This window comes from Pseudomonas sp. RU47 (assembly GCF_004011755.1).
In the GTDB taxonomy this organism is placed as follows: domain Bacteria; phylum Pseudomonadota; class Gammaproteobacteria; order Pseudomonadales; family Pseudomonadaceae; genus Aquipseudomonas.
Genome location: NZ_CP022411.1, coordinates 5,645,829 through 5,663,350, shown reverse-complemented (window position 1 = coordinate 5,663,350; position 17,522 = coordinate 5,645,829). Strand labels below are relative to the sequence as shown.

Sequence of the window (17,522 nt, the reverse complement as noted above, 5' to 3'; positions counted from 1 at the left end):
TTCAAGTGAACAAGTGGTTGATTCCAGCGGTGACCGCCGTGGCTTTGCTCAGCGGCTGCTCTACCGTACAGCGTGGTTCGATTCCGGTGGTCGATTCCGGTACTGCGGTGTCCAACAGCGAGCGCATTTCGGCCAATGGCGGTTTCCGTCAAACAACCGTAAAGCGTCCTGCGCAAGCGCAAACTCAAGCGATTCCGCAAGGCGATACCGGCGTGGTGGTCATGGTGCCGGGTGGCGGCGCAACAACGTCCGCGCCGATCAGCTCTTCGCCGATCGTGCCGGGCCCTGCATCCGGTGGTATCACGGCGGGCCCGTACAACCCTTCAGCGGTTGACTCGGCGCCGGTCAACACGGGCAGCTACAGCATGCCATCCACGCCAAGCGGGATTCCTTCCGCCAGCAGTGGTGGCGGCTTGTCGGCCGATGAGCAACTTGACGGCCCGGTTCTCGCTTTGCTGACCACCGCGCAACAGCAGCAGGCCGGCGGCGACCTCAACGGTGCGTCTTCCAGCCTTGAACGTGCACAGCGCGTTGCGCCGCGTGAGCCGCAAGTGCTTTATCGCCTGGCGCAGGTGCGCATGGCTCAAGGTGATGCGCCGCAAGCCGAGCAGTTTGCCCGCCGCGCGCTGACCATGGCCAACGGTCGCCCGGACCTGCAAGCCAACCTGTGGGAAATCATTGCCCAGTCCCGTGAGAAACAAGGCGACTCGGCCGGTGCTGCTCTGGCCCGTCAGAAGGCCAAGGTTTCACTGTGATGGATGCTCGTTTCCCGAAAATCGCCGATCAGCTATTGCTGATCGAGCGTGAACTGCGCACTCAGGGTTGGTGGGACGAAGTTTCGCCGTCGGCCGAAGCGTTGAGCAGTGTCGAGCCGTTTTCGGTCGATACGCTGGACTTCGAGCAATGGCTGCAATGGATCTTCCTGCCTCGCATGAAGATGATCCTCGAGCAGGATCTGCCGTTGCCGAATGCCTCGGGGATTCAGGAAATGGCTGAAATGGTCTTCGCCCAGCGCAACCTGGGTGGCAAGGATCGTCGGTTGCAGGTGCTGCTCAAAGAGTTTGACCTGCTGATCACTGCCTCGCGCTGAGCCAGACTGACACCGGATAGGTAGGAGCTGCCGCAGGCTGCGATCTTTTGATCTTGTTTTTGAAAGCAAAATCAAGAGATCGCAGCCTGCGGCAGCTCCTACAGGTGTCTATTCACAATTCTGCGCGATTTGCTTCTGCGCCTCGACAATGCGCTCCTGCCGCTGCGCATCATTCAGCCTCCGCAACTGTCCCTCCACTTCCTCCCTCAATCGTGGATTGTTCTGCAATTGCGCCAGATTCGTGCGTGCTTGCTCGCAAAACTGCTTGAGCTGTGCCTGTTGGTCGGCGACCTGTTTCTTCACCTTGTCATCAATCGCCTTCTGATCACCAAGCACGCCACTGCCCGGCATTGCCGCCGGTTTCGGCGGAGGCGAGGAGGGCGTCTGCATTGTCGTCGATGGCTGACCCTGCGGCGGCTGCGCATCAAAGTGCGTGACGCCTTGAGCATCGACCCATTTATAGATTTGAGCGGCCATGCACCACGGGCTGAGGCCGATCAGCAGAGTAAGGAGGAGCGTTCGCATGCTGATTCCTTGGCAAAAATGCGCAATTGACACTAACAGAGTAGCGGTTTTCAGGTTTTTTCTTGCGTTCTCATGTGCTTACCCACAATTAACCACATAGACGACTTGACTTGGAGAGGGCGAAACAGAAGAATCCAAAGTCCGCTGTAGAGGGACTGCCAGAAGCAGACCCACTCGGTAGATCATGAGGCGCACATCCGCGCCGACCTGTTACACCCGCAACGCGTTACCTCGCGCTGGGTGGGAAAGGCCCGCAACACTTGGGACGATCCCAATACTTGCTCAGTCAGTGCTGACGTAGTCGGCGACCACCGTCGCTCATGCTCTGCCGAGAAGTAAACCTATTAAGACCCGCCCCTTTTTTGTGGACGGTATTCTGGCGTTTTAGAGGTGAACAACGTGGAGCTTTTATCTGGCGGTGAGATGCTCGTCCGCTTTTTGCGTGACGAAGGCGTCAAATATATCTACGGGTACCCGGGTGGTGCTCTCCTGCATGTTTACGATGCCCTGTTCAAAGAACCGGAAGTGACTCACATTCTGGTTCGTCACGAACAAGCCGCAACCCATATGGCTGACGGTTATGCCCGTGCCACCGGTAAAGCCGGCGTGGTATTGGTGACGTCCGGTCCTGGCGCCACAAACGCCATTACCGGTATCGCGACCGCCTATATGGACTCGATTCCAATGGTGATCATTTCCGGTCAGGTGCCAAGCACTATGGTCGGCACCGACGCGTTCCAGGAAACCGACATGATCGGTATCTCCCGGCCGATCGTGAAGCACAGCTTCATGATCAAGCACGCTTCGGAAATCCCGGAAGTCATGAAGAAGGCCTTCTACCTGGCGCAATCCGGTCGTCCGGGCCCGGTCGTGGTCGATATCCCGAAAGACATGACCAACCCGGCCGAGAAGTTCGAATACATCTTCCCGAAGAAAGCCAAGCTGCGTTCCTACAGCCCGGCCGTTCGCGGTCACTCCGGGCAAATCCGCAAGGCAGCAGAAATGCTCCTGGCGGCCAAGCGTCCGGTCATGTACTCCGGTGGCGGCGTGATTCTCGGCAACGGTTCCGCACCGCTGACCGAACTGGCGAAAATGCTTAACCTGCCCGTGACCAACACCTTGATGGGCCTGGGTGGTTTCCCGGGGACTGATCGTCAGTTCATCGGCATGCTCGGCATGCACGGCAGCTACACCGCCAACCTGGCGATGCACCACGCTGACGTGATCCTCGCGGTCGGCGCGCGTTTCGACGATCGCGTGATCAACGGCGCGGCGAAGTTCTGCCCGAACGCCAAGATCATCCACATCGACATCGACCCGGCTTCGATTTCCAAGACCATCAAGGCCGACGTGCCAATCGTGGGTCCGGTCGAGAGCGTCCTGACCGAAATGGTCGCGATCCTCAAGGAAATCGGCGAGACCCCGAACAAGGAGTCCGTGGCCAGTTGGTGGAAGCAGGTGGATGAATGGCGCGGTGATCGCGGCCTGTTCCCTTATGAAAAGGGCGACGGCAGCCTGATCAAGCCGCAGACCGTGATCGAAACCCTTTGCGAAGTGACCAAGGGCGATGCCTTTATCACCTCCGACGTGGGTCAGCATCAGATGTTCGCTGCGCAGTACTACACATTCAACAAGCCGAATCGCTGGATCAACTCCGGTGGTCTGGGCACCATGGGCTTCGGTTTTCCGGCGGCCATGGGCATCAAGTTGAGCTTTCCGGATGACGACGTTGCCTGCGTCACCGGCGAAGGCAGTATCCAGATGAACATCCAGGAACTGTCGACCTGCCTGCAGTATGGCTTGCCAGTCAAAATCGTCATCCTGAACAACGGTGTTCTGGGGATGGTGCGTCAGTGGCAGGACATGAGCTACGGCAGCCGTCACTCGCACTCCTACATGGAATCGCTGCCTGACTTCGTCAAGCTGGCTGAAGCCTACGGCCACGTCGGCGTACGCATCACCGAATCGAAAGATTTGAAGTCGAAGATGGCAGAAGCGTTCGCCATGAAGGATCGCCTGGTCGTGATCGATATTTCGGTCGACACCAGCGAGCACGTCTATCCGATGCAGATCAAAGACGGCTCGATGCGCGATATGTGGCTGAGCAAGACGGAGCGTACTTAATCATGCGGCACATTATTTCCTTGCTTCTGGAAAACGAACCCGGCGCTTTGTCTCGCGTAGTCGGCCTGTTCTCGCAGCGCAACTACAACATCGAAAGCCTGACCGTGGCCCCGACCGAAGACCCGACCCTGTCGCGTCTGACGCTGACCACTGTGGGCCACGATGAAGTCATCGAGCAGATCACCAAAAACCTGAACAAGCTGATCGAAGTGGTCAAGCTGGTGGACCTGTCGGAAAGCGCTCACATCGAGCGCGAGCTGATGCTGGTCAAGGTCAAGGCCACTGGCGCCCAGCGCGCCGAGATCAAACGCACCACCGATATTTACCGTGGACAGATCGTCGACGTCAGCGCCAGCGTGTATACCGTTCAATTGACCGGTACCAGCGACAAGCTCGACAGCTTCATTCAGTCCATCGGCACCGCATCGATTCTGGAAACCGTCCGTAGCGGCGTGACCGGCATTGCCCGCGGCGACAAAGTACTCAGCATCTAAACCAAATTAGCGAATGGCCTGAACGGCCTGGATATAAAGGGGAAATTCATGAAAGTTTTCTACGATAAAGACTGCGACCTGTCGATCATCCAGGGCAAGAAAGTTGCCATCATCGGTTACGGTTCCCAGGGCCACGCCCAAGCGTGCAACCTGAAAGACTCCGGTGTCGACGTTACCGTTGGTCTGCGTAAAGGTTCGGCCACCGTTGCCAAAGCTGAAGCTCACGGCCTGAAAGTGACCGACGTTGCTTCCGCTGTTGCTGCTGCCGACCTGGTCATGATCCTGACCCCGGACGAGTTCCAGTCCTCCCTGTACAAGAACGAAATCGAGCCGAACATCAAGAAAGGCGCCACCCTGGCCTTCTCCCACGGCTTCGCGATCCATTACAACCAGGTTGTTCCGCGTGCCGACCTCGACGTGATCATGATCGCGCCGAAAGCTCCGGGTCACACCGTACGTTCCGAGTTCGTGAAGGGTGGCGGTATCCCTGACCTGATCGCGATCTACCAGGACGCCTCGGGCAACGCCAAAAACGTTGCACTGTCCTACGCGGCAGGTGTTGGTGGCGGTCGTACCGGCATCATCGAAACCACTTTCAAGGACGAGACCGAAACCGACCTGTTCGGCGAACAAGCCGTACTGTGCGGCGGTACCGTTGAACTGGTAAAAGCCGGTTTCGAAACCCTGGTTGAAGCTGGCTACGCGCCGGAAATGGCCTACTTCGAGTGCCTGCACGAACTGAAGCTGATCGTTGACCTCATGTACGAAGGCGGTATCGCCAACATGAACTACTCGATCTCCAACAACGCCGAATACGGCGAGTACGTGACTGGCCCGGAAGTGATCAACGCCGAGTCCCGTCAGGCCATGCGCAACGCCCTGAAACGTATTCAGGATGGCGAATACGCCAAAATGTTCATCAGCGAAGGCGCAACCGGCTACCCTTCGATGACCGCCAAGCGTCGTAACAACGCCGCTCACGGTATCGAAGTCATCGGCGAGCAACTGCGCTCCATGATGCCGTGGATCGGTGCCAACAAGATCGTCGACAAAGCCAAAAACTAAGTCGTCCTTCTTGTACGGAAAACGCGGCCTCGGCCGCGTTTTTTCGTTTGAGCGTGTGGTTCTGGTATAAAGCTGCAGCGTTTGTGGCCGAACTGTCGCCCTCAAGCACCTGTCGAAATTTCTCCAAACCGTTGCAAGGTAATGTCCATGAGCGAACGTCCCGAAGAGCCGAACAAGGCTTCTGACGCCGAAAGCCTGCTGCCCATCGATGAACACATCGAAGAAGGGCACGACGCAGAAGGTCGTAAAGTCCGGCATCGTGGTATCTATCTGCTGCCGAATCTGTTCACCACTGCGAACCTGTTCGCAGGGTTTTATTCCATCATCAACTCCATGAGCGCTCAGGCTGCTCTAAGCGCTGGCGACTCAGCCAATGCGAGCAAGTATTTCGCGTTCGCCGCGATCGCGATATTCGTCGCCATGGTGCTCGACGGCCTCGACGGTCGCGTGGCGCGCATGACCAATACGCAAAGTGCCTTCGGCGCCGAGTACGACTCGCTGTCGGACATGGTCGCTTTCGGCGTTGCACCGGCGTTGCTGGCATTCGGTTGGGCGCTGGGTGACATGGGCAAGGTCGGCTGGATGGTCGCCTTCATTTATGTTGCGGGCGCGGCGTTGCGTCTGGCGCGCTTCAATACTCAGGTGGGTACGGCTGACAAGCGCTACTTCATCGGTCTGGCCAGTCCGGCGGCTGCCGGTGTGGTTGCAGGTATTGTCTGGGCGTTCAGCGATTACGGCATTCAAGGTTCGAAGATGTCGTTCCTGGTCGCACTGATGGTTGCGGCGGCCGGCATGCTGATGGTCAGTAATATCAAGTACAACAGCTTTAAGGAGCTGGATCTGAAAGGTCGCGTGCCGTTCGTGGCGATCCTTGCGGTGGTGCTGGTGTTCGCCGTGGTCTTCAGCGATCCACCGCGCATTCTGCTGCTGGTGTTCCTCGCCTACGCCGCTTCTGGCCCGGTGCAGTACCTGTTGCATCTTCGTCGGCACAAAAAAGCCGAGTGATGTAATTTCCCGCATACTCCGCAGTCTATGGGTGCATCAGTCCTCCAAAGCCTGCGGAGTTGCCATGTTGATCAAAGTCCCCAAAGCGTCCGACTGCCACGAGTCGGATGTCACGCCTGAAGCCATTTATCTCTCTCGCCGCCAATTGTTGGGGGCCACTGCTGCCGGTATCGCCGTCAGCAGCCTGCCGCGTTGGGCCAATGCCGACGATGCGGCGCGGTATGCCGATGTCGAGCCGGGCAAGGCACCTGCATGGTTTAACGACAAGCTGTCCTCTACTAAATGGGGAGCGGTCAACGTTAAGGATGAGGCGATCACGCCTTATAAAGACGCCACCCATTACAACAACTTCTATGAGTTCGGAACCGACAAGGGTGATCCGGCAGCTAATGCCGGCTCACTGAAAACCGAACCATGGAGCGTAGTGATCGACGGGGAGGTGGGTAAGCCAGGGCGCTATGCGCTGGAAGACTTCATGAAGCCTTACCAGTTGGAGGAGCGTATCTATCGTTTGCGCTGTGTCGAGGCGTGGTCGATGGTTATTCCGTGGATTGGCTTTCCGATCTCGGCGCTGCTCAAGCAGGTCGAGCCAACGTCCAAAGCCAAATACATTCGCTTTGAAACCTTGCAGGATCCCAAGAGCATGCCCGGGCAGCGCTCCGGTTTTGCCTTGATTGACTGGCCTTATGTAGAAGGCTTGCGTCTGGATGAGGCGATGAACCCATTGGCGATACTGGCGGTGGGCATGTATGGCCGCGAACTGCCGAATCAGAATGGCGCGCCGCTGCGTCTGGTGGTGCCATGGAAGTATGGCTTCAAGAGCGTTAAATCCATCGTGCGAATCAGTCTGGTCAGCGAGCAACCGAAGACGACCTGGCAGAGCATTGCGGCGGATGAATACGGCTTCTACGCGAATGTGAATCCGACGGTTGATCACCCGCGCTGGACCCAGGCGCGGGAGCGGCGTTTACCGAACAGTCTGTTCAAGCCGAATGTACGAGATACGCAGATGTTCAACGGCTACTCGGATGAAGTCGCTTCTTTATATACAGGGCTCGATCTGCGGAAGAACTACTGATGCGATTTCCGTTATGGCGTATAGGCGTTTTCATTGCGGCGGCTATCTGGCCGATGCTGTGGTTGTATCAGGCTCTCGGGGATTTGCTCGGGCCTGATCCTGGCAAAGTGTTGGTAGATCGGTTGGGCTTGGGGACGTTGGTGTTGTTACTGATCACCCTGAGCATGACGCCTATGCAGAAGCTTTCCGGCTGGGCAGGGTGGATTGCAGTGCGCCGACAGTTGGGACTTTGGTGTTTTGCCTATGTGGTTTTGCATCTGCTTAGCTATATGGCTTTTATTCTGGGTTTCGATTGGTCGCAGCTGGCGGTCGAGTTGCGCAAGCGGCCCTACATAATAGTGGGGGCGTTGGGCTTTCTCGGATTGTTGGCGCTGGCGGTGACGTCCAATCGCTACAGTCAGCGTCGTCTGGGCTTGCGCTGGAAGAAGCTGCATCGCCTGGTGTATGTGATTCTGGGATTGGGTTTGCTGCATATGCTGTGGATCGTGCGCGCTGATCTCGAGGAGTGGGCGATCTATGCCTTTACAGGCGTGGTGCTTCTGCTACTGCGTATTCCGCCGGTGATGCGGCGGATCCCGCGTTTGCTGGCTAAAAAGCAGGTTTTGCAAGAAAAGCGAAATTAACGGTTGACGGCAGATTTCAGATGTCTATAATTCGCCCCACTTCCGGCGCAGTCGAAACGGAAAACTCCTTGAGATTCAATGAGTTATGTAGGTTTCGGCGGCGGGCTGCTTCAGTTCATCGAAGCCAGAAAGGAAGTTGAAAAAGAGGTGTTGACAGCAGCGTGTAACGCTGTAGAATTCGCCTCCCGCTGACGAGAGATCGGAAGCGCAAGTGGTTGAAGTTGTTGAAGAATTCTTCGAAAACTTCTGAAAATAATCACTTGACAGCAAATGAGGCTGCTGTAGAATGCGCGCCTCGGTTGAGACGAAAGATCTTAACCAACCGCTCTTTAACAACTGAATCAAGCAATTCGTGTGGGTGCTTGTGGAGTCAGACTGATAGTCAACAAGATTATCAGCATCACAAGTTACTCCGCGAGAAATCAAAGATGTAACCAACGATTGCTGAGCCAAGTTTAGGGTTTCTTAAAAACCCAAAGATGTTTGAACTGAAGAGTTTGATCATGGCTCAGATTGAACGCTGGCGGCAGGCCTAACACATGCAAGTCGAGCGGATGAGAGGAGCTTGCTCCTGGATTCAGCGGCGGACGGGTGAGTAATGCCTAGGAATCTGCCTGGTAGTGGGGGACAACGTTTCGAAAGGAACGCTAATACCGCATACGTCCTACGGGAGAAAGCAGGGGACCTTCGGGCCTTGCGCTATCAGATGAGCCTAGGTCGGATTAGCTAGTTGGTGAGGTAATGGCTCACCAAGGCGACGATCCGTAACTGGTCTGAGAGGATGATCAGTCACACTGGAACTGAGACACGGTCCAGACTCCTACGGGAGGCAGCAGTGGGGAATATTGGACAATGGGCGAAAGCCTGATCCAGCCATGCCGCGTGTGTGAAGAAGGTCTTCGGATTGTAAAGCACTTTAAGTTGGGAGGAAGGGTTGTAGATTAATACTCTGCAATTTTGACGTTACCGACAGAATAAGCACCGGCTAACTCTGTGCCAGCAGCCGCGGTAATACAGAGGGTGCAAGCGTTAATCGGAATTACTGGGCGTAAAGCGCGCGTAGGTGGTTCGTTAAGTTGGATGTGAAATCCCCGGGCTCAACCTGGGAACTGCATTCAAAACTGTCGAGCTAGAGTATGGTAGAGGGTGGTGGAATTTCCTGTGTAGCGGTGAAATGCGTAGATATAGGAAGGAACACCAGTGGCGAAGGCGACCACCTGGACTGATACTGACACTGAGGTGCGAAAGCGTGGGGAGCAAACAGGATTAGATACCCTGGTAGTCCACGCCGTAAACGATGTCAACTAGCCGTTGGGAGCCTTGAGCTCTTAGTGGCGCAGCTAACGCATTAAGTTGACCGCCTGGGGAGTACGGCCGCAAGGTTAAAACTCAAATGAATTGACGGGGGCCCGCACAAGCGGTGGAGCATGTGGTTTAATTCGAAGCAACGCGAAGAACCTTACCAGGCCTTGACATCCAATGAACTTTCCAGAGATGGATTGGTGCCTTCGGGAACATTGAGACAGGTGCTGCATGGCTGTCGTCAGCTCGTGTCGTGAGATGTTGGGTTAAGTCCCGTAACGAGCGCAACCCTTGTCCTTAGTTACCAGCACGTAATGGTGGGCACTCTAAGGAGACTGCCGGTGACAAACCGGAGGAAGGTGGGGATGACGTCAAGTCATCATGGCCCTTACGGCCTGGGCTACACACGTGCTACAATGGTCGGTACAAAGGGTTGCCAAGCCGCGAGGTGGAGCTAATCCCATAAAACCGATCGTAGTCCGGATCGCAGTCTGCAACTCGACTGCGTGAAGTCGGAATCGCTAGTAATCGTGAATCAGAATGTCACGGTGAATACGTTCCCGGGCCTTGTACACACCGCCCGTCACACCATGGGAGTGGGTTGCACCAGAAGTAGCTAGTCTAACCTTCGGGAGGACGGTTACCACGGTGTGATTCATGACTGGGGTGAAGTCGTAACAAGGTAGCCGTAGGGGAACCTGCGGCTGGATCACCTCCTTAATCGACGACATCAGCTGCTCCATAAGTTCCCACACGAATTGCTTGATTCATTGAAGAAGACGAAAGAAGCAGCCCGAAATTGGGTCTGTAGCTCAGTTGGTTAGAGCGCACCCCTGATAAGGGTGAGGTCGGCAGTTCGAATCTGCCCAGACCCACCAATTTTGTGTGGGAAACGCCTGTAGAAATACGGGGCCATAGCTCAGCTGGGAGAGCGCCTGCCTTGCACGCAGGAGGTCAGCGGTTCGATCCCGCTTGGCTCCACCACTACTGCTTCTCTTGTATAAAGCTTAGAAATGAGCATTCCATCGTGGTGATGGTGAATGTTGATTTCTAGTCTTTGACTAGTTCGTTCTTTAAAAATTTGGGTATGTGATAGAAAGATAGACTGAACGTTACTTTCACTGGTAACGGATCAGGCTAAGGTAAAATTTGTGAGTTCTCTTAGTTGAGAAATTCGAATTTTCGGCGAATGTCGTCTTCACAGTATAACCAGATTGCTTGGGGTTATATGGTCAAGTGAAGAAGCGCATACGGTGGATGCCTTGGCAGTCAGAGGCGATGAAAGACGTGGTAGCCTGCGAAAAGCTTCGGGGAGTCGGCAAACAGACTTTGATCCGGAGATGTCTGAATGGGGGAACCCAGCCATCATAAGATGGTTATCTTGTACTGAATACATAGGTGCAAGAGGCGAACCAGGGGAACTGAAACATCTAAGTACCCTGAGGAAAAGAAATCAACCGAGATTCCCTTAGTAGTGGCGAGCGAACGGGGACTAGCCCTTAAGTGGCTTTGAGATTAGCGGAACGCTCTGGAAAGTGCGGCCATAGTGGGTGATAGCCCTGTACGCGAAAATCTCTTAGTCATGAAATCGAGTAGGACGGAGCACGAGAAACTTTGTCTGAATATGGGGGGACCATCCTCCAAGGCTAAATACTACTGACTGACCGATAGTGAACTAGTACCGTGAGGGAAAGGCGAAAAGAACCCCGGAGAGGGGAGTGAAATAGATCCTGAAACCGTATGCGTACAAGCAGTGGGAGCAGACTTTGTTCTGTGACTGCGTACCTTTTGTATAATGGGTCAGCGACTTATTTTCAGTGGCGAGCTTAACCGAATAGGGGAGGCGTAGCGAAAGCGAGTCTTAATAGGGCGTCTAGTCGCTGGGAATAGACCCGAAACCGGGCGATCTATCCATGGGCAGGTTGAAGGTTGGGTAACACTAACTGGAGGACCGAACCGACTACCGTTGAAAAGTTAGCGGATGACCTGTGGATCGGAGTGAAAGGCTAATCAAGCTCGGAGATAGCTGGTTCTCCTCGAAAGCTATTTAGGTAGCGCCTCATGTATCACTGTAGGGGGTAGAGCACTGTTTCGGCTAGGGGGTCATCCCGACTTACCAAACCGATGCAAACTCCGAATACCTACAAGTGCCGAGCATGGGAGACACACGGCGGGTGCTAACGTCCGTCGTGAAAAGGGAAACAACCCAGACCGTCAGCTAAGGTCCCAAAGTTATGGTTAAGTGGGAAACGATGTGGGAAGGCTTAGACAGCTAGGAGGTTGGCTTAGAAGCAGCCACCCTTTAAAGAAAGCGTAATAGCTCACTAGTCGAGTCGGCCTGCGCGGAAGATGTAACGGGGCTCAAACCATACACCGAAGCTACGGGTATCACCTTCGGGTGATGCGGTAGAGGAGCGTTCTGTAAGCCTGTGAAGGTGAGTTGAGAAGCTTGCTGGAGGTATCAGAAGTGCGAATGCTGACATGAGTAACGACAATGGGTGTGAAAAACACCCACGCCGAAAGACCAAGGTTTCCTGCGCAACGTTAATCGACGCAGGGTTAGTCGGTCCCTAAGGCGAGGCTGAAAAGCGTAGTCGATGGAAAACAGGTTAATATTCCTGTACTTCTGGTTATTGCGATGGAGGGACGGAGAAGGCTAGGCCAGCTTGGCGTTGGTTGTCCAAGTTTAAGGTGGTAGGCTGAGATCTTAGGTAAATCCGGGATCTTAAGGCCGAGAGCTGATGACGAGTGTTCTTTTAGAACACGAAGTGGTTGATGCCATGCTTCCAAGAAAAGCTTCTAAGCTTCAGGTAACCAGGAACCGTACCCCAAACCGACACAGGTGGTTGGGTAGAGAATACCAAGGCGCTTGAGAGAACTCGGGTGAAGGAACTAGGCAAAATGGCACCGTAACTTCGGGAGAAGGTGCGCCGGTGAGGGTGAAGGACTTGCTCCGTAAGCTCATGCCGGTCGAAGATACCAGGCCGCTGCGACTGTTTATTAAAAACACAGCACTCTGCAAACACGAAAGTGGACGTATAGGGTGTGACGCCTGCCCGGTGCCGGAAGGTTAATTGATGGGGTTAGCTAACGCGAAGCTCTTGATCGAAGCCCCGGTAAACGGCGGCCGTAACTATAACGGTCCTAAGGTAGCGAAATTCCTTGTCGGGTAAGTTCCGACCTGCACGAATGGCGTAACGATGGCGGCGCTGTCTCCACCCGAGACTCAGTGAAATTGAAATCGCTGTGAAGATGCAGTGTATCCGCGGCTAGACGGAAAGACCCCGTGAACCTTTACTATAGCTTTGCACTGGACTTTGAATTTGCTTGTGTAGGATAGGTGGGAGGCTTTGAAGCGTGGACGCCAGTTCGCGTGGAGCCATCCTTGAAATACCACCCTGGCAACTTTGAGGTTCTAACTCAGGTCCGTTATCCGGATCGAGGACAGTGTATGGTGGGTAGTTTGACTGGGGCGGTCTCCTCCTAAAGAGTAACGGAGGAGTACGAAGGTGCGCTCAGACCGGTCGGAAATCGGTCGTAGAGTATAAAGGCAAAAGCGCGCTTGACTGCGAGACAGACACGTCGAGCAGGTACGAAAGTAGGTCTTAGTGATCCGGTGGTTCTGTATGGAAGGGCCATCGCTCAACGGATAAAAGGTACTCCGGGGATAACAGGCTGATACCGCCCAAGAGTTCATATCGACGGCGGTGTTTGGCACCTCGATGTCGGCTCATCACATCCTGGGGCTGAAGCCGGTCCCAAGGGTATGGCTGTTCGCCATTTAAAGTGGTACGCGAGCTGGGTTTAGAACGTCGTGAGACAGTTCGGTCCCTATCTGCCGTGGACGTTTGAGATTTGAGAGGGGCTGCTCCTAGTACGAGAGGACCGGAGTGGACGAACCTCTGGTGTTCCGGTTGTCACGCCAGTGGCATTGCCGGGTAGCTATGTTCGGGAAAGATAACCGCTGAAAGCATCTAAGCGGGAAACTTGCCTCAAGATGAGATCTCACTGGAACCTTGAGTTCCCTGAAGGGCCGTCGAAGACTACGACGTTGATAGGTTGGGTGTGTAAGCGCTGTGAGGCGTTGAGCTAACCAATACTAATTGCCCGTGAGGCTTGACCATATAACACCCAAGCAATTTGCGTCGAAAGGCCAGATTGCGGTGTGTGAAGACGAAACGAACCGAAAGTTCGAATCTCACAAAAAACACCGAAAGCTGTCACATACCCAATTTGCTGAAGCGAGGCCACAAGGCCACGACTCAGTACCCGAATTTCTTGACGACCATAGAGCGTTGGAACCACCTGATCCCATCCCGAACTCAGCAGTGAAACGATGCATCGCCGATGGTAGTGTGGGGTTTCCCCATGTGAGAGTAGGTCATCGTCAAGATTAAATTCCGAAACCCCAATTGCGAAAGCAGTTGGGGTTTTGTTTTGCCCGCAGGAAAGTTTTTTGCTCGCGACAGCGAACAAATTTGCACAGTTATTTTCGAATCAGAACACTAGAATAGCCCCACCTTATTCGGAGCCAGAGCCTTTATGTCAGAGTCGGTTGACGCCCCCGGGCTGTCAGATTTACCGCTGGAAGACTTGGTGGCCTGTCATGAGTGCGACCTGCTGATGCGCAAGCCAAAACTTGCCCATGGCGAAAAAGCCCTCTGCCCACGCTGCGGTTACGAGTTGTACGCCCACCGCCATAACGTGGTGCAGCGCAGCCTTGCCTTGGTGATTGCGGCATTGCTGTTGTACATCCCGGCAAACTTTTTACCCATCATGCAGCTCAATATCCTCGGGCAGTCTTCGCAGGATACGGTCTGGAGTGGCGTGCTCGGCCTGTTCAACACCGACATGCAGGGCGTTTCGATCGTCGTCTTCCTGTGCAGCATGGCCATACCGCTGCTCAAGTTGCTGTGCCAGTTATTCGTTTTGCTGACGATTCGCTTCAATGTCGGACGCAGCTACGGCTTGCTGCTCTATCGCATTTATCACCACCTCAAAGACTGGGGAATGCTCGAGGTCTACCTCATGGGCGTACTGGTGGCGATCGTCAAACTGGCGGACATGGCCGCCATTACCGTAGGTCTGGGCTTGGTGTGTTTCATCGGTCTGTTGTTGGTGCAGGTCTGGCTGGAAGTGGTGATGTCACCGCACCAGATCTGGCAGGCGTTATCAGGAGAGGACGCTCATGCGGGCGATTGATGCGGGCATTCTGGTGTGTACCGAATGCCACGAATTGAACAAACAGGAAGCGGATACCGACGAGCAAACCTGCACCCGCTGCGGTGCGCTGGTTCACGCTCGCCGTCCGAACAGCCTCGTGCGCACCTGGGCACTGCTGATCACGGCAGCAATCATCTATATTCCGGCCAATGTCTTGCCGATCATGACGGTCAGCTCCTTGGGTCAGGGTGATCCGAGCACAATCATGTCCGGCGTGATCCAGTTGGTGCAGCACGGCATGATTCCGATCGCGGCCGTGGTGTTTATCGCCAGTATTCTGGTGCCCACCTTCAAACTGGTCGGCATCGCACTGCTGTTGTTTTCGGTGCAACGACGTCAGCCATTGTCGGCTCGTCAGCGCATCTGGATGTACCGCTTCATCGAGTTCATCGGCCGCTGGTCGATGCTCGATATTTTTGTGATCGCCATTCTCGTGGCGGTCGTCAACTTCGGCCGGCTTGCCAGTGTCGAAGCCAATCTTGGTGCCATCGCCTTCGCCAGTGTGGTGATTCTGACGATGCTCGCCGCAGTAACTTTCGATCCCCGACTGATTTGGGATAACACGGAGTCGGACGACGACCATGACTGATTTGCCCGTAGCGAAAACCCGACCGGCTTCGAACTGGTCTGCCATTTGGGTACTGCCCCTGATCGCGCTGATCATCGGCGGCTGGCTCGGCTGGCGTGCCTATTCCGAAACCGGTATCGAAATTCAGATCCGCTTTGAAAGCGGTGAAGGCATTCAGGCCAACAAGACCGAGGTCATGTACAAAGGCATGTCGGTCGGTAAGGTCAAGGCGCTCAAGCTCGACGATGAGGGCAACTCCAAAGGCGTGATTGCCACCGTCGAGATGAATAAAGACGTCGAGCAATACCTCAAAACCAGCACGCGCTTCTGGCTGGTCAAACCGAGTGTGACCCTGGCCGGTATTACCGGTCTGGAAACCCTGGTTTCGGGTAACTACGTGGCCATCAGTCCCGGCGAAGGCGAGCCGGTGCGCAAGTTCAAAGCGCTGGCCGAAGAGCCGCCGCTGTCTGATGCCAAACCCGGTCTGCACCTGACCATCAAGGCGGATCGTCTCGGCTCTTTGGACCGCGGCAGCCCGGTGTTCTACAAGCAAATCAAGGTTGGCCAGATCAAAAGCTACGTGCTCTCGGAAGACCAAAGTACCGTTGAGCTCAAAGTCTTCATCGAGCCGACCTACGCCAAACTGGTGCGCAAACACACGCGTTTCTGGAACGCCAGCGGCATCAGCATCGACGCCAACCTGTCCGGCGTGAAAGTACGCAGCGAATCGCTGGCCAGCATCGTCGCGGGTGGTATCGCCTTCGCCACACCGGAAAACCGCAAAGACAGCCCGCCGACCGATCCTAGCCTGCCGTTCCGTCTCTATGAGGACTTCGACGCTGCCGCTGCCGGGATCCGCGTAAAGGTCAAACTCAGCGACTTCGAAGGACTGCAGGCCGGCCGCACACCGGTGATGTACAAAGGCATTCAGGTCGGCAACATGAAGGCGCTGAAGGTTGATCCTGACCTGAACAGTGCTACAGCCGAGCTCACTCTCGATCCATTGGCTGAGGACTATCTGGTCGATGGCACGCAGTTCTGGGTAGTTAAACCGTCGATTTCTCTGGCTGGGATCACCGGTCTGGAAGCCTTGGTGAAAGGTAACTACATCGCCGTACGCCCGGGCGACAAAGGTGCGGCACCGAAACGCGAATTCGAGGCCCGGCCAAAGGCGCCGCCGCTGGATCTGCGCTCACCGGGCTTGCACCTGGTGCTGTTCACCGATGTCCTCGGCTCGATCGATGTCGGCAGTCCAATTCTGTACAAACAGGTCAAGGTCGGTTCGGTGCAGAGCTATCAGTTCTCCAAGACCAAGAAGCAATTGGTCATTGGCGTGCACATCGATAAGGAATACGAAAACCTGGTCAACGCCTCGACGCGCTTTTGGAATGTCAGTGGCATCACGTTGACCGGCGGACTGACCGGTGGCATTCAGGTCAAGAGTGAGTCGCTGCAGACCCTGATGGCCGGTGGTATCGCCTTCGAGACACCGCAAGCGAAGGCGCCGCTGCAGAAACGTATTCCGCGTTTCCGCCTGTTCGCCAACCATGATGAGGCGAATCAGAAAGGCGCGGTGGTGACGATCAAAGTCGATCGCGCTGATGGTCTGCGTAGTGGCACCCCAGTGCGCTTCAAGGGCCTGGATGTCGGCAAGATTGAAAGTGTTGATCTGACTGACGATCTGCAATCGGTGATCCTCACGGCGCGCATCACTGAAGTGCCGGAGAAGATCGCCCGAGTCGGCAGTCAATTCTGGGTGGTCAAACCGGAGCTCGGCCTGATCAAGACTGCCAATCTGGAAACCCTCGTGACCGGGCAGTACATCGAAGTGCAGCCGGCGGCGAAGAACCTCGGCCCGCAGAAAAACTTCGTTGCCCTGGCCAGTGCGCCGGAAGTCACCAAGCAAGAGGCGGGTCTGAGTCTGGTACTGAGCGCTGCCCGTCGTGGTTCGCTGAAGCCGGGTGTGCCAGTCACCTACCGCGAAATTACTGTGGGTAAGGTCACCGGTTATGAACTGGGCCAGACCGCTGATCGCGTGTTGGTGCACATTTTGATCGAGCCGAAATACGCGCCACTGGTACGTAGCGGCAGCCGCTTCTGGAACACCAGCGGTGTCGGTTTCGATATCGGTTTGTTCAACGGGCTGACGGTGCGCACCGAGTCGCTGGAGACGGCGATTCAGGGCGGGATTGCTTTTGCTACGCCGGATGGCGAGCGCATGGGTAACCCGGCGCGGGCTGAGCAGACGTTTCCGTTGTTCGACAAGTTTGAGGATGAGTGGCTGACGTGGGCGCCGAAGATTTCCCTCGGTAAATAAACTCCAGATTATTCGGCGTCTGAAAGGACGCCTTCGCGAGCAGGCTCGCTCCCACAGTGGATGAGCGGTGTACACAAAAATTGTGTTCGACGCTAATCCCTGTGGGAG

The 17,522-nt window shown here is 55.3% G+C and carries 12 protein-coding genes, 2 tRNA genes and 3 rRNA genes; 16 read left to right on the top strand and 1 reads right to left on the bottom strand.

The genetic code is table 11. The annotated features are described in order from the left end of the window. Positions 1-5 precede the first annotated feature (5 nt). Both CCX46_RS25805 and CCX46_RS25800 read left to right on the top strand, forming a co-directional pair. Complete coding sequence (locus CCX46_RS25805) at positions 6-755, top strand: tetratricopeptide repeat protein (RefSeq protein WP_127929791.1); 750 nt, start codon at positions 6-8, stop codon at positions 753-755. After that, complete coding sequence (locus tag CCX46_RS25800) at positions 755-1,090, top strand: YqcC family protein (RefSeq protein WP_127929790.1); 336 nt, start codon at positions 755-757, stop codon at positions 1,088-1,090. Before CCX46_RS25805 ends, CCX46_RS25800 begins: the two co-directional genes overlap by 1 nt. Before the next feature lie 108 nt (positions 1,091-1,198). On the opposite strand, the gene CCX46_RS25795 is transcribed toward CCX46_RS25800, so the two are convergent. Further along, the gene (locus tag CCX46_RS25795; protein ID WP_127929789.1) at positions 1,199-1,615 is read right to left on the bottom strand and encodes a DUF4124 domain-containing protein; all 417 of its coding nucleotides are present in this window, start codon (positions 1,613-1,615) and stop codon (positions 1,199-1,201) included. 399 nt (positions 1,616-2,014) lie between these two features. Here CCX46_RS25795 and CCX46_RS25790 point away from each other — a divergent pair, with 399 nt between their 5' ends. The 14 genes from CCX46_RS25790 to CCX46_RS25720 all read left to right on the top strand — a co-directional run bounded on the left by CCX46_RS25790 (position 2,015) and on the right by CCX46_RS25720 (position 17,414). Beyond that, on the top strand, positions 2,015-3,739 hold the full coding sequence (locus tag CCX46_RS25790) for an acetolactate synthase 3 large subunit (protein ID WP_093434972.1): 1,725 nt from the start codon (positions 2,015-2,017) through the stop codon (positions 3,737-3,739). 2 nt (positions 3,740-3,741) lie between these two features. Further along, positions 3,742-4,233, top strand: coding sequence for an acetolactate synthase small subunit (gene ilvN, locus CCX46_RS25785; protein ID WP_003176102.1), 492 nt, complete (start codon positions 3,742-3,744; stop codon positions 4,231-4,233). A 48-nt stretch (positions 4,234-4,281) separates the two neighbouring features. Then, a complete protein-coding gene (gene ilvC, locus CCX46_RS25780; RefSeq protein ID WP_007909969.1) occupies positions 4,282-5,298 on the top strand; it encodes a ketol-acid reductoisomerase in 1,017 nt (338 codons plus the stop codon). Positions 5,299-5,445: 147 nt separating this feature from the next. Beyond that, entirely contained in the window at positions 5,446-6,303 is an 858-nt protein-coding gene (pssA, locus tag CCX46_RS25775) for a CDP-diacylglycerol--serine O-phosphatidyltransferase (RefSeq protein WP_016983477.1), read from the top strand. Between the two features lie 64 nt (positions 6,304-6,367). Next, positions 6,368-7,381, top strand: coding sequence for a protein-methionine-sulfoxide reductase catalytic subunit MsrP (gene msrP / locus CCX46_RS25770; protein WP_127929788.1), 1,014 nt, complete (start codon positions 6,368-6,370; stop codon positions 7,379-7,381). After that, on the top strand, positions 7,381-8,004 hold the full coding sequence (msrQ, locus tag CCX46_RS25765; RefSeq protein WP_127929787.1) for a protein-methionine-sulfoxide reductase heme-binding subunit MsrQ: 624 nt from the start codon (positions 7,381-7,383) through the stop codon (positions 8,002-8,004). The genes msrP and msrQ overlap by 1 nt, the downstream gene beginning before the upstream one ends. Before the next feature lie 485 nt (positions 8,005-8,489). Then, positions 8,490-10,026: ribosomal RNA gene (locus CCX46_RS25755) — 16S ribosomal RNA — on the top strand. Between the two features lie 81 nt (positions 10,027-10,107). Continuing rightward, a tRNA-Ile gene (locus CCX46_RS25750) sits at positions 10,108-10,184 on the top strand. Between the two features lie 30 nt (positions 10,185-10,214). Then, positions 10,215-10,290 (top strand) — tRNA-Ala (locus CCX46_RS25745). A 246-nt stretch (positions 10,291-10,536) separates the two neighbouring features. Further along, positions 10,537-13,430, top strand: a 23S ribosomal RNA gene (locus CCX46_RS25740). 153 nt (positions 13,431-13,583) lie between these two features. Further along, a 5S ribosomal RNA gene (rrf, locus tag CCX46_RS25735) occupies positions 13,584-13,699 on the top strand. Together the 16S, 23S and 5S rRNA genes with 2 tRNA genes alongside form the textbook arrangement of a ribosomal RNA operon. A gap of 149 nt (positions 13,700-13,848) precedes the next feature. Next, complete coding sequence (locus tag CCX46_RS25730) at positions 13,849-14,508, top strand: paraquat-inducible protein A (protein WP_127929786.1); 660 nt, start codon at positions 13,849-13,851, stop codon at positions 14,506-14,508. Beyond that, on the top strand, positions 14,495-15,118 hold the full coding sequence (locus CCX46_RS25725) for a paraquat-inducible protein A (RefSeq protein WP_016983584.1): 624 nt from the start codon (positions 14,495-14,497) through the stop codon (positions 15,116-15,118). The genes CCX46_RS25730 and CCX46_RS25725 overlap by 14 nt, the downstream gene beginning before the upstream one ends. Beyond that, entirely contained in the window at positions 15,111-17,414 is a 2,304-nt protein-coding gene (locus CCX46_RS25720; RefSeq protein ID WP_127929785.1) for a PqiB family protein, read from the top strand. Before CCX46_RS25725 ends, CCX46_RS25720 begins: the two co-directional genes overlap by 8 nt. Positions 17,415-17,522: the final 108 nt, after the last annotated feature.